Annotated in this window: 9 protein-coding genes; 8 read left to right on the top strand and 1 reads right to left on the bottom strand. The window is 73.0% G+C overall.

Annotated elements, in window-relative coordinates:
* Positions 1 to 118: 118 nt before the first annotated feature.
* The 3 genes from D7W79_RS29765 to D7W79_RS29755 all read left to right on the top strand — a co-directional run bounded on the left by D7W79_RS29765 (position 119) and on the right by D7W79_RS29755 (position 4,708).
* On the top strand, positions 119 to 2,842 hold the full coding sequence (locus tag D7W79_RS29765) for a CHAT domain-containing protein (RefSeq protein ID WP_244222039.1): 2,724 nt from the start codon (positions 119 to 121) through the stop codon (positions 2,840 to 2,842).
* 87 nt (positions 2,843 to 2,929) lie between these two features.
* A complete protein-coding gene (locus D7W79_RS29760; protein WP_120528761.1) occupies positions 2,930 to 3,439 on the top strand; it encodes a hypothetical protein in 510 nt (169 codons plus the stop codon).
* Positions 3,440 to 3,790: 351 nt separating this feature from the next.
* Complete coding sequence (locus D7W79_RS29755; RefSeq protein WP_244222038.1) at positions 3,791 to 4,708, top strand: hypothetical protein; 918 nt, start codon at positions 3,791 to 3,793, stop codon at positions 4,706 to 4,708.
* A gap of 18 nt (positions 4,709 to 4,726) precedes the next feature.
* On the opposite strand, the gene D7W79_RS29750 is transcribed toward D7W79_RS29755, so the two are convergent.
* Positions 4,727 to 5,257, bottom strand: coding sequence for an FHA domain-containing protein (locus D7W79_RS29750; protein WP_120528759.1), 531 nt, complete (start codon positions 5,255 to 5,257; stop codon positions 4,727 to 4,729).
* A 185-nt stretch (positions 5,258 to 5,442) separates the two neighbouring features.
* Between D7W79_RS29750 and greA the strand changes: the two genes are divergently transcribed.
* The 5 genes from greA (at position 5,443) to thrC (ending at position 11,857) form a co-directional block, all read left to right on the top strand.
* Entirely contained in the window at positions 5,443 to 5,955 is a 513-nt protein-coding gene (greA, locus tag D7W79_RS29745) for a transcription elongation factor GreA (RefSeq protein WP_120528758.1), read from the top strand.
* A 109-nt stretch (positions 5,956 to 6,064) separates the two neighbouring features.
* Positions 6,065 to 9,139: an ATP-dependent DNA helicase RecG gene (gene recG, locus D7W79_RS29740; protein WP_120528757.1), complete on the top strand. Its 3,075-nt coding sequence runs from the start codon at positions 6,065 to 6,067 to the stop codon at positions 9,137 to 9,139.
* An 89-nt stretch (positions 9,140 to 9,228) separates the two neighbouring features.
* A complete protein-coding gene (locus tag D7W79_RS29735; RefSeq protein WP_120528756.1) occupies positions 9,229 to 9,864 on the top strand; it encodes a protein-L-isoaspartate(D-aspartate) O-methyltransferase in 636 nt (211 codons plus the stop codon).
* Between the two features lie 98 nt (positions 9,865 to 9,962).
* Entirely contained in the window at positions 9,963 to 10,529 is a 567-nt protein-coding gene (locus D7W79_RS29730; RefSeq protein WP_120528755.1) for a hypothetical protein, read from the top strand.
* Entirely contained in the window at positions 10,526 to 11,857 is a 1,332-nt protein-coding gene (gene thrC, locus D7W79_RS29725; RefSeq protein WP_120528754.1) for a threonine synthase, read from the top strand. The genes D7W79_RS29730 and thrC overlap by 4 nt, the downstream gene beginning before the upstream one ends.
* Positions 11,858 to 12,022 lie beyond the last annotated feature (165 nt).

Raw genomic sequence — 12,022 nt, 5'->3', positions numbered from 1 at the left:
ACTCCGGGCCGTGCCCGGTCCGGGAACCCCGTCCGAGCCGGTGTCCGAAGCAGGAGCGCGATCCTCGCCCGCTCGCTCCGAACGTCCCCGTCCCCGCGCGGTCTGGGATCGCCGCCGCGTGGCGGGCTTCGCTGCGGCGGCCGCCGCGGTGGTGCTCGCGGTGCTGGTGGTGGGGCGCCCATGGCGGTCATCCGAGACGGAGCGCACGCTGCCCTTCGCGCTCGCCGCCGCGCGCCCCCTGGAGGGCCGGCTGAGCCACCCGGGGCTCGCGGGCTACCGCGCCCTGGGCACGATGCGTGGCAGCGCGGACGGACGGCGGGAGCTGGACCTCAAGGCCCTGACGGACCTGGAGGCGAAGGGGGACCTGCACGGCGTCGCGACCGCCTGGCTCGCGGCCGGGGACTTCGAGCGCGCGGAGCGCATCCTGGAGCGCCTGCCCGCGTCGCCCGCCGTCATGGGAGACCTGGCGCTGGCCGCCCTGGGCCGGGCCCAGCCGGAGCGCGCGCTGTCCCTGCTGGAGCTCGGCCTGGAGTCCGCGCCGGACGACACGCGGCTGCACTGGAACCGGGGGCTCGCGCTCCAGGCGCTCTCGCTGGAGCTGGCCGCCGCGGCGGAGTTCTCCCGCGTGGCGCAGGCGAAGGAGCCCGGCTGGAGCACCGAGGCCAGTGAGCGCGCGGACGGCCTGCGCAAGGGCGCGCTGGCGCGGCGGGACTCGTGGAAGGCCATGAACGCGGCCGGCATGGCGCTGGCGCTGGACGGCACGCCGTACCCGGCCTCCATGGCGCGGCGCAACCCGGACCTGGCGCGGCTGTACCTCTACCACGCGCTGCGCGCGGCCCCGTCCGTGGAGCGCGTGAAGGCGCTGGCGCCGCTGGCCGGAGTGCTGGACGACGCCAACCGCACGAAGACGGCGAGCGCCTACGTGGCCCACGTGGCGGCGGCGGACTTCCACAAGCGCGGCCCGCTGGCGAACACCTACCGCGAAATCCTGGCCGGCACGCGGCCCCTGGAGGGCGCGGAGGCGGACGCGTTCCTCGCGCGGCTGCGGCGCTCCAGCGAGCGCGACCTGCTGCTGGGCGCCATCCTGCTGCTGCACCAGGAGGACCGCTTCGTCGACGAGCTGACGACGCTGGTCCGGCAGTCCGGCGAGCCCGCCTGGTACGACGCCCCGCTCGCCCGGGGCCGGGCGCAGGCGGCGCAGGACCGGGGCGACACGCAGACGGCGGAGCGGTCCCTCAAGGACGGGCTGGCGTCGTGCCGGAGCGCGGGCTTCCAGTACCGCTGCGTGGACCTCCAGCGGAACCTGGCGGCCCTCTACAACCGGCTGGACCGCCGCAAGGAGGCCGAGTCCCTGGCCCGCTCCGCGCTGGAGGAGGCGTTCCGCAGCGACAGCTGGTTCCAGGAGGACATGCTCCTGGCCGAGCTGGTGACCAGCGCGCGGCTGAGCCACGCCCCGGCGCTGGCCCGCGCGTTCCTGGACGAGTACGTCCAGCACGCGCCGGAGGACTGCGCGCGCCGGTCGGAGTACCACCACGCGCGGGCGCTCCTCTTCGTGGAGGACCTGGACGCGAAGCGGGCCCGGCGCGAGGTGCAGGACGCGCTCGCCTGTCCCACCGCGCCCACGCTCCTGGAGGTCGCCGTCGCCGGAGACCTGCTGCGGCTGGAGGGCAGCGCGGTGCCGGGCCGCGAGCTTGACCGCGTGCGCGAGCGCATCCGCGTGCTGCGCGAGGACCCGTCGCTGACGGCCGGTGAGCGGCTGCTCGTGGGCCACATCGAGGGGCGCATCCTCATCGAGCGCGACCGCGAGGAGGGCCGCCAGATCCTCCGCGGGGTCATCACCGGCTCCGCGCTCCAGCGCTCCACCGACATCGAGGCGCGCAAGGCCTGGGCCCACAGCCACCACGTGCTGGTGATGGACGCCGGCAGGGCGAAGGAGTGGGGCCCCGCCGTGGACCTGCTCGCGGAGGAGCTGGACCGCACCGCGCCCACGTCGTGCCTGCTGGCGCTGGCCGGCCAGGATGAACGGCTGCTCTTCGTCGCCCGCGGCCCCACCGGCGCGAGCAGCGGGCTGTACCTCAACGCCCTGAAGCGGCCCCTGCGCGAACAGGTGCCCGAGGTGCCCGAGCCGCTCCTCCAGGTGCTCGCCGGCTGCGACGCGGTGCGGGTGCTCGCCGAGCCCATCCTCCAGGGGCGCCCCGGGCTGCTGCCGGGGGACCGCGCGTGGAGCTACCTGGCCCCGGGTGGCCACCGCGTGGAGGCCCCGGCCGGGGCGCCCGTCCCCAAGCGGCTGGTGGTGTCGGACGTGGAGCCGCCCGCGGCGCTGGGGCTGCCGCACCTGATGCCTTGGAAGGGCGTGACGGGCCCGGGTGACGTCCACCTGCGGGGCCGCGCGGCCACGCCGGAGGCGGTGCTCGCGGAGATGAAGGACGCCACGGAGGTGGAGCTGCACACGCACGGCCTCTCCGGCGCCGTGTCCGACGCGGCCTTCCTGGCGCTGTCCCCGGACGCGGCCGGCCGCTACGCGCTCACCGCGGAGGACCTGGAGGGTCAGACCCTCCAGGGCGCCCCGGTGGTGCTGCTGGCCGCCTGCGACGCGAACGTGGGCGCGTGGCGCTACCACGCGGTGTGGAGCCTGCCGGCCGCGCTCATCCAGGCGGGCGCCCGGGCCGTGGTCGCGCCGTCCACGGAGGTGCCGGACGTGGAGGCCGGGGCCTTCTTCCAGGCGCTGCTGGACACGCTGCGGCGCGGCACACCGCCCGCCCAGGCGCTCCGGGACACCCGGGCCCGGTGGCTCCAGCAGGGCAGCGCCAGGTGGGTCCAGGACCTGGTCGTGTTCGAATAGCCCGGATTCCGGCGAATAATCGCGCCCGAGTACGTAATGGAAGCGGGAGGAATCATGATCACGCGTTGGAAGTCCGCAGTGGGAAGAATGGCCGTGGGTATCGCCACGCTGTCGGCGACGCAGGCCGGGGCCCAGCAGGCGAAGACGCAGAACAATGCGGTGAAGGTCGCCCCGGCGGCGAAGCCCGTCACCACCCCGGCGGCGAAGCCCGTCGCCAACCCGGCACCGAGGCCCGCGGGCGCGGTGGACGTGGCCGTGGATGACGGCGCCAAAGGCACCCGGATGTACCGGTACGACCGGGGCAGCGGGAAACTCACGCTGGTGAAGCAGCTCAGCCAGAAGGAGGCGGCCAGCACCACCGCCGGCTTCAAGGCGCTGACCTCCGTGGAGAAGGCCGGTGGCCTGTCCCTGGTGGATCCGGACCGTGGCGGCGCCGTCTCCCCCGAAGGTCCGCGCCCCAAGGGCGGCGGCGGCCCCCCGGGCGGACATGATCCGGGCCTCATCACCCAGGCGGACCTGGCCAACATCAACCGCGAGCTGTCCGCCATGAGGCTGGACAAGGCCCAGGTGAAGATCGCCATGCCGCAGCAGCCGTAATCCCACCCTCTCACGGGATGGAACGGACGGCCGTGGCGCCGGCGTGGGGACACGTATCCTCACCCCGGAGGGCCACGGCCTTCACGTTCCTGGATGGACCCTGGCCCACGCGTTCAACGCCAGACGCCCCGAGTGTCGGCCCTCACCTCGCTCCCGCGTTTCCCGTGCCTCTCGCGCCTTGCCCCACGTACAACGTGGTCACACTTTTCGTGCGTGAGGGGGCGCTGCTCGCCCGTTTGTCTTTGACGCCCTTCTCGTCCGAATGACTGTGGGTCCGGCCGGAGGACCCCAAGGCGGCAGGAGGGTGCACACATGGGGAACATGGAGAACGGGTGTCGTCGTGGAGCGGGAGTGCGCACGCTGGTCGGGGCATGGGGCCTGACCCTGGCGGTGCTGGGGGCGGGCTGTGACCCTGGCGCGAAGGAACCCGCGCTAATGGATTCACTGGCCACGCAGGAGCAGGAGGCCCTCAGCTACAACAAGCTGTCCGCCAATGGGCTGTCCTACAATGGCTTGTCATTCAACGGGCTGTCATTCAATGGCCTGTCGTTCAATGGCATGTCAACCGCTGCCTTCGCGTCTTGGTTCAGCGCGGATCCGGCGCTCGCGGACGAGGTCATGCGCTACGTCGTGCGCTGCGCCGTCCCAGCGGGGCAGACGCGCGCGTATACGCATGCGTCGACGAACACGGTGCACACCTGGACGGGGCTGCTGGGGCTGGCGCCGGGCTGGGCCGGGGGCGCGCCCGCGACGCTGGCGGAACAGCAGATCGTCTCCGCGTGCCTCGCCGCGCACGCCAACCCCTTCGGCGTGAGCGTGCCCATCTCCGTGCAGGGCCGGGACGGGCTGGGGCAGGCGATTGCCTCCTCCGCGGAGGAGCTGGCCACGTTCTCCCGGCCGGAGTCGTGCTTCTTCGGCAACCTCTTCCAGGGACAGGGCATCTACGCGGGCAGCCAGAACCCGCCGCTCGCCGCGAACCAGAGCACCACGCGCGCGTGCGCGGTGGTGGATGGCACCGGGGCGCCGCGCATGACGTGCGCGCCGCTCGTCTACGTGGGGAAATGCTCGGCGGCGTGCACCCCGGATGGCACGGCGGGACTGGCCTTCGCGAGCTGTACGGCGGGCGGGGTCACCTTCCAGCCGCTCACCACACGCGTGCGCGAAGCGGACGTGGCCTTGTGCGGTGACGGCGTCTGCCAGGTCACGGAGCACTGCGGGACGTCCAACACGTACAACGCGTGCGCGGCGGACTGCGGCGCCTGTCCTTGAGGCAGGGCGGGGCGGCCTTCAGCCGGAGTGGGAGCCCAGGCCGGAGGCCGCGCCCGCGCGCAGCCGTTCGTGCAGCGCGTCGGTGAGCAGGTACCAGAACTGGACGTTGCCGAAGCTGAGGATGTCGCCGCCCCTGAGCGGCACCTCGCGCTTCCCGATGGTGCTGGCGTTGACGAAGGTGCCGTTGGTGGAGCCCAGGTCGCGCACGGTGCAGCGGCCTTCCGCGCGGCTCCACTTGAGCTCCGCGTGCTGCTTGGACACGGACGCGTCGTCCAGCACCAGCTCGCAGTCCAGCCTCCGGCCAATCCTCAGCACGTCGGAGTCCTTGAGGTTGGGGAGGCTGGCGACGAGCAGGTCGTCGAACTCGAAGAGCAGGGCGAGCATGCCCTGTTCGACGTCGCCGGGATCCGCCATGCGGGTGGGCGCGAGCGCGGCGGCGGACAGCTCCGACGGCGGACGCTGCACCAGTGCGAAGGGACCCAGCTGATGCTGGAAGGCGCCCACGGGGAGGGCGGAGGCGAGCGCGCGCAATTCCTGGACGGACAACACGGGGGGCAGCCTAACGGGTCGGCCGTCGGGCGCCCAGCCACTACCGGACGGTCATGATGAGGCTTTCGTTGACCCGCGAGTCGCTCGTTCCCTACATTGACCCTTTCGAGTCGCGGGCCGGGTTCCAGGAGGGAGCGCCGGACCCCCGATGCATGCAGCCAGGTGATGGAAGGAGCGGTGGTTCGATGAGCGGGAGCGACAACATCCCGATGACCCCTCACGGTCTGCAGAAGCTCAAGGACGAGCTGAAGCACCTCCAGTCCGTGGAGCGGGGCAAGATTTCGCGTGAGATCGAGGTCGCGCGCGCGCACGGCGACCTGCGTGAGAACGCCGAGTACCACGCGGCCAAGGAGAAGCAGTCGCACATCGAGGGGCGCATCCTGACCCTCGGCGACTGGATCGCCCGCGCGGAGGTCATCGACCCGTCGAAGCTGGGCGGCGACAAGGTCGTCTTCGGGGCCACCGTGGAGCTGGTGGACACGGAGAACGACAAGACCATCAGCTACCGGCTGGTGGGGGAGACGGAGGCCGACCTGAAGAAGCGGTGGATCGCCGTCACCTCTCCGGTGGCGCGCGCGCTCATCGGCAAGAAGGTGGGCGACATCGCCACGGTGCAGAGCCCCGGCGGCGTCCGCGAGCTGGAGGTCGTGAAGATCAGCTTCGAGGATCCGCAGGAAGAGCCGGCCAGCGCGAGCTGACGCCCGGCTGGTCGGGTGTCCTTCGGGGGGGCGGGCCTGGGCTCGCTCCCCCGGTTTCGTTTTCCGCGCGGCGTCAGGCGCTTCGTAGGATGGAGGCTGGAAAATCCGCGTGAACCACCCGCTTGCCAGCCTCGTTGGACCTCTCAAGTACGCGTGTCAGCGCGACTTCGCCCAGCTCGGGACCGTGCGGGATCTGCGCACCCTGATGGAGCGCACCCTGGCCGCGGCCGGGGGCGTGGACGCGCGAGCGCTGGAGGATTTGAAGGCGGCGCTGCCGCACGTGGATCCGCCCGCGCCTCCGGAGCACCGCAAGGCCGCGCTGCGTCAGGTGCTGGGCGCGCTGAAGCTCAGCGGCGTGGCGCTGCCGGAGGAACTGGAGCGGGTGGTCGTCACGGGGGAGATCAACGCCGTGGCGGCGGGGTTCCCGCGTGCGCCGGAGCGTGCGCACCTGCTTGAAGGGGAGCTCCTCCCCGCGCCGCCCCGTCGCCGGTTGACGCCGCCGCCGGGGACGCTGGAGGCGCGCGGCAATACCGTGCCGCCCTGGCGTTCGCAGGACCCCGTGCCCCTGGCGGGCGGGACACCGCCGGGCTCCGCATCCACGCCCCAGGCCCGTCAGGCCCCCGGGTCCGAGACGCTTCCTCTGGGATCGCGGACCGCGACGCCACCGGGTGTGAGCGCGGGCCCGGCCAGGGGGGAGCCCGTGCCCTATGGCGCGCGCATGGCGGCCTCCCGAGGGGGGGCGGCAGGCTCCGCGCAGGGTGACGCCCCGCCTTACGGCGCACGCACCGGGGCGGGACGTGGCGGTGCGGCGGGCCAGGCCTCGCGTGGCGGTGCCATGCTCCCTGCCCAGGACGAACCCCTGCCTTACGGTGCTCGCATGGCCGCGTCCCGTGGCACCGCCGCCGGTCCCGGCAATGCGGTGGCCCGCGCTCCCGCGGCCAAGACCGGGGCAGGCACCGACCCGCGCAAGGGCGCGCCGCCGGCGGACCGCGCACCCGCCGAGAAGACGCGGAAGAAGAAGGCCAAGGCCGTGGGCGCGGAGGCGTCCCGCTCCGAGGCGAAGCTCCTGTCCATCGCGCCGCGCACCGGCCCGCTGTCCGCGCCGCTCAAGACGCTGGGCAAGCGCCTGGGGCCGCGCCTCGTCGCCGTCCTCGACAAGAAGGGCCTGCGCCGCACCGGCGACATCCTGTTCCTCTTGCCACGCTGTTACGAGGACCGCCGCCGGCTGCGCACCATCGCGGAGCTCATCCCCGGCGAGCGCGGCGTGACGGTGGGCACCGTCAAGACGGCCGACTTCGTCCCGGGACGCGGCGGCAAGCGCATGTTCCGCGCCGTCGTGGGAGACCGCTCCGGCAGCATCGCCGCCACCTATTTCAACGCGGGGCCGTGGCTCAAGAGCCGCTTCTCCGTGGGCAAGCAGCTGGTGCTCTCCGGCGAAGTGCGCGCCTCCATGAATGGCCGGGAGATGGCCCACCCGGAGCTGGAGCCCGCCGAGGACCTGGACAACACGACCTCCGTCCACTTCCACCGCATCGTCCCCGTCTACCCGGGCTTCGAGCGCGGCGAGCAGCGCTCCTTCCGCGAGCTGACCTCGCGCATCAGCGAACAGCACGCGCACCATCTGGAGGAGCCGCTGCCCGCGGACCTGCGCCGCCGCTACCACCTGATGGGGCTGCCGGACGCGCTGCGCTTCATCCACTTCCCGCCCGACGACGCGGACCTGGAGGCGCTGGACGCGCACCAGAGCCCCGCGCACCGCCGGCTCGCGTTCGACGAGCTGTTCTTCCTCCAGCTGGGCATGGCCTTGAAGCGCCAGGGCATCAAGGCGGAGGAGGGCATCGCCTTCGACGTCACCCCGGAGCGGCTGGAGAAGGCCCGCGCCGCGCTGCCCTTCCAGCTCACCGGCGCGCAGGCGCGCGTGGTGGGCGACATCGCGCGGGACATGGCGCGCGCGGAGCCGATGAACCGGCTGGTGCAGGGCGACGTGGGCAGCGGCAAGACGGCCGTGGCGCTCGTGGCCGGCATGGTGGCGCTGCAGGACGGCTACCAGGTGGCGGTGATGGCCCCCACCGAAATCCTGGCCGAACAACACGAGCGCACCTTCCGCCGCATCCTGGAGCCGCTGGGCTTCCGCGTGGGGCTCATCAGCGCGGCGGGCACCGCGAAGCACAAGCGCGAGGTGCGCGAGGCCGTGGCGAAGGGGGACATCCACCTCGCCGTGGGCACGCACGCGCTGATTGAAGGCGGCGTGTCCTTCCAGAAGCTGGGGCTGGTGGTCATCGACGAGCAGCACCGCTTCGGCGTGCTCCAGCGCCACACGCTCATGAGCAAGGGGCTCACGCCGGACGTGCTGGTGATGACCGCCACGCCCATCCCGCGCACGCTCGCGATGACGCTCTACGGCGACCTGGACGTGTCCATCATCGACCAGCTCCCGCCGGGCCGCACGCCCATCACCACGCGCGTCTTCAACAACGAGCAGCGCGCGCGCGTCTACGAAGCGGTGGGCGCGGAGCTGGCCAAGGGCCACCAGGCCTACGTCGTCTATCCGCTGGTGGAAGAGTCGGAGAAGCTGGACCTGGAGGACGCCACCCAGGGCGCGGCGAAGCTGCAGGTCGTGTTTCCCACCGCCAGCGTGGGCCTGCTGCACGGGCGCATGAAGCCGGAGGAGAAGGACGCCGTGATGGAGGCGTTCCGCGACAAGCGCATCCAGCTGCTCGTCTGCACCACGGTGGTGGAGGTGGGCGTGGACGTGCCCAACGCGTCCGTCATGGTGGTGGAGGCCGCGGAGCGCTTCGGCCTTTCGCAGCTGCACCAGCTGCGCGGGCGCGTGGGCCGTGGCGCCGCGGCCAGCTACTGCTTCCTCGTCGCGGGCGCCGCGCGTTCCTGGGAGTCCACCGAGCGGCTGGGCGTGATGGAGCGCAGCAGCGACGGCTTCGTCATCGCGGAGAAGGACCTGGAGATCCGCGGCCCCGGTGAGTTCCTGGGCACGCGGCAGAGCGGCCTGCCGGAGCTGGCGGTGGCGAACCTCGTGCGCGACGGCGACCTGCTGTCGCTCGCCCAGGTGGAAGCGCGGCGCATCATGGATACCGACCCCAAGCTCCAGGACCCGGACCACCAGGGGCTCGTGAAGGCGCTGGAGGAGCGCTGGGAGGGCCGGCTCGCGCTTGCCCGGGTGGGGTAGGCCCGGGAAGGCTTGCGTCCGGCCCTCGGATTGTCTCGGACTGTCGGGGTGCTTACTTTTCCCGTGGAGGACCATGGGGGACGTCCACGATGGGAGACTGGGGCCGAGCGGAGTATCTGGCGCGGCAGGGCATCCGGGACCGGCGGGTGCTCGCGGCCATCGCCAACCTGAGCCGTGCGGACTTCGTGCCCGACGGCGCGCGGGACGCGGCCTACCAGGATGTGCCCCTGCCCATCGGGCATGGACAGACCATCAGCCAGCCCTACGTGGTCGCCCTGATGACGGAGGCCCTGCGGCTGCGCGGCTGCGAGCGCGTGCTCGAGATTGGCACCGGCTCCGGCTACCAGACAGCGGTGCTCGCGCTGATGGCCCGCGAGGTCTTCACGGTGGAGATCGTCCGCGAGCTGGCCCGGCCCGCCCGGCGCCTGCTGCACCGGCTGGGCTTCACCAACGTGTACTTCCGGGAGGGGGACGGCTCCCTGGGCTGGCCCGAGGCCGCGCCCTTCGACGCCATCATCGCCACCGCCGCGCCGGCGGACATCCCGCGCGAACTCCTGCGGCAGCTGCGGCCCGGGGGGCGCATGGTCATTCCCGTGGGCGCCATGAACGAGACGCAGGAGCTGCTGCGCATCCGCCGGGGCCAGCCGGGGATGCTGCCCCGGGTCGAGCGCCTGCTGCCGGTGCGCTTCGTCCCCATGACGGGCCAGGCCTCGGCTCCGCTCTGAGGGTGCTGGCGGGTGCGGAAGGACGCCCGCCTGCACGCCCACTCCCTGCGTCCCGGGTCGCGTTGCCGTGAGGGGAGGGGCCCGGTAACGTCCCGTCCATGATCATCTGCCCGGTCTGCGACCACGTGCAGTCGGAAGGCGAAGAGTGCGAAGGCTGCGGCAAGCGCTTTCCCGGCCTCGTGAACACCCCGGAGCCCATGGTGGCCCCGCTGCCGGAGCTGGAGCTGACGCACCACGCGGGCGGCCGCGTGCCCGTGGACGCGCCCGTGCTGCCGGAGCTGGACCTGACGCGGCTGCGCTCGGGGCCGGACCTGCCGGCCATGTCCGTGCCTGACCTGGAGCTGACCCGCTCGGGCATCACCGGCGAGGTGCCCGTCGCACCGATGAGCGACCTGGACACGGGCCGCGCGCAGGACGACGGCGTGCGCACCGCCGCCCCCGTGGGCGCGGTGACGTGCCGCTACTGCCGCCACGTCCAGGCGGAGGGCCTGCTGTGTGACGGCTGCGGCATGCGGCTGCCCCGCGTCAAGGTGGCGGCGCAGACGACGGCGAAGCGCCGGGGCGCGGACGAGGGCGAGCGCGTGCCCTGTCCCTCCTGCCACGTGCCGGCCTGGCCGGGCCGCGCGTGCGTGGCGTGCGGCACGAAGGTGGAGGCGGAGGCGTGACGGCTCCGGCGCTGAAGGCGGGCTACGCGTGCAGCGAGGGCTGCGGCTTCACCGCCTCGCTGTGGGAGGTCGTCTACCGCTGCCCGCGCTGCGAGGGCCTGCTGGAGGTGGCCCACGACGAGGCCGCCCTGCGCGCCGTGCCCGCCTCGGAGTGGAAGCGCCGCTTCGAGTCCCGCTTCGCCACGTCCCGGCTGCCGGACGGCTCCGGAGTCTGGGGCAAGCGCGAGTGGGCGCTGCCCGAGCTGCCGCTGGAGGACATCGTCTCCCTGGGCGAGGGGCGCGTGCCGCTCAAGCCGCTGCCCCGCATGGCGGCGGAGCTGGGGCTGGGCTCGCTGATGTTGAAGGAGTGCGGCGTCTCCCCGACGGGCAGCTTCAAGGACTGGGGGATGACGGTCCTGGTGTCCGCGGTGAAGCACCTGCGCTCGCGGGGCACGCCCATCCGCGCGGTGGCGTGCGCGTCCACGGGCGACACGTCCGCGGCGCTGTCCGCGTACGCCGCGGCGGCGGGCATCCCGGCGGTGGTGTTCCTGCCGAAGAACAAGGTGTCGCTCGCGCAGCTGGTGCAGCCCATCGCCAACGGGGCGCGCGTGCTGTCGCTGGACACGGACTTCGACGGCTGCATGAAGCTGGTGCAGGCGGTGACGGCGGACACGGGGCTGTACCTGGCGAACTCGATGAACTCGCTGCGCATCGAGGGCCAGAAGATGATCGCCATCGAGCTGTGCCAGGACCTGGGCTGGGAGCCGCCGGATTGGATCGTCATCCCGGGCGGCAACCTGGGCAACGCGAGCGCGCTGGGCCGGGGCCTGGACCTGCTGTTCAACCTGGGGCTCATCTCCCGCCGGCCGCGCATCGCGGTGGCGCAGGCGCAGCGGGCGAACCCCCTGGCGCGCTCCTTCCGGGGCGGCTTCCAGGACCTGGTGCCCATGCAGGCGGGGGCCACGCTCGCGTCCGCCATCCAGATTGGCAACCCGGTGTCCTTCCGCCGCGCGGTGCGGATGCTGCGCGCGTTCGACGGCGTGGTGGAGGAGGCGTCGGAGTCGGAGCTGGCCAACGCGGCGGCCCGCGCGGACCGCGAGGGCACCTTCGCCTGTCCGCAGACGGGCGTCGCGCTGGCGGCGGTGGAGAAGCTGGCCGCGTCGGGCGTGATGGCGAAGGGCTCGAGCGTCGCGGTGGTGGCCACCGCGCACGGGCTGAAGTTCGCGGACTTCAAGGTGGGCTACCACCGGGAGACGCTGACGGACGTGAAGGCCGCGCATGCGAACCCGCCGGTGGAGCTGCCCGCGGACCTGTCCGCCGTGCGCGCCGCCCTGAAGGACCTGGGCTGAAGTCAGGTCAGGAACCGAGGCCGGGAAGGGGTTCCGGCGACGCATCGGGCAGGGCCTGTTCGACGCGGCGGACGCTCGGCAGCAGCGTGCACGCCACCACGAGCAACACGGTGGCCGCGCCGAGGAGCAGGAAGAACAGGGCGATCCCCCGGCCCGGCCCCGTGC

The organism is Corallococcus exercitus (genome assembly GCF_003611585.1).
Classification (GTDB): domain Bacteria; phylum Myxococcota; class Myxococcia; order Myxococcales; family Myxococcaceae; genus Corallococcus; species Corallococcus exercitus.
This window is presented reverse-complemented; position numbering and strand designations above follow the sequence as displayed.

Coding starts and splice junctions, on each gene's coding strand:
- greA (WP_120528758.1), top strand. CDS start 5,443: ATGAGCGGGAGCGACAACATCCCGATGACCCCTCACGGTCTGCAGAAG.
- D7W79_RS29760 (WP_120528761.1), top strand. CDS start 2,930: ATGGCCGTGGGTATCGCCACGCTGTCGGCGACGCAGGCCGGGGCCCAG.
- D7W79_RS29730 (WP_120528755.1), top strand. CDS start 9,963: ATGATCATCTGCCCGGTCTGCGACCACGTGCAGTCGGAAGGCGAAGAG.
- D7W79_RS29735 (WP_120528756.1), top strand. CDS start 9,229: ATGGGAGACTGGGGCCGAGCGGAGTATCTGGCGCGGCAGGGCATCCGG.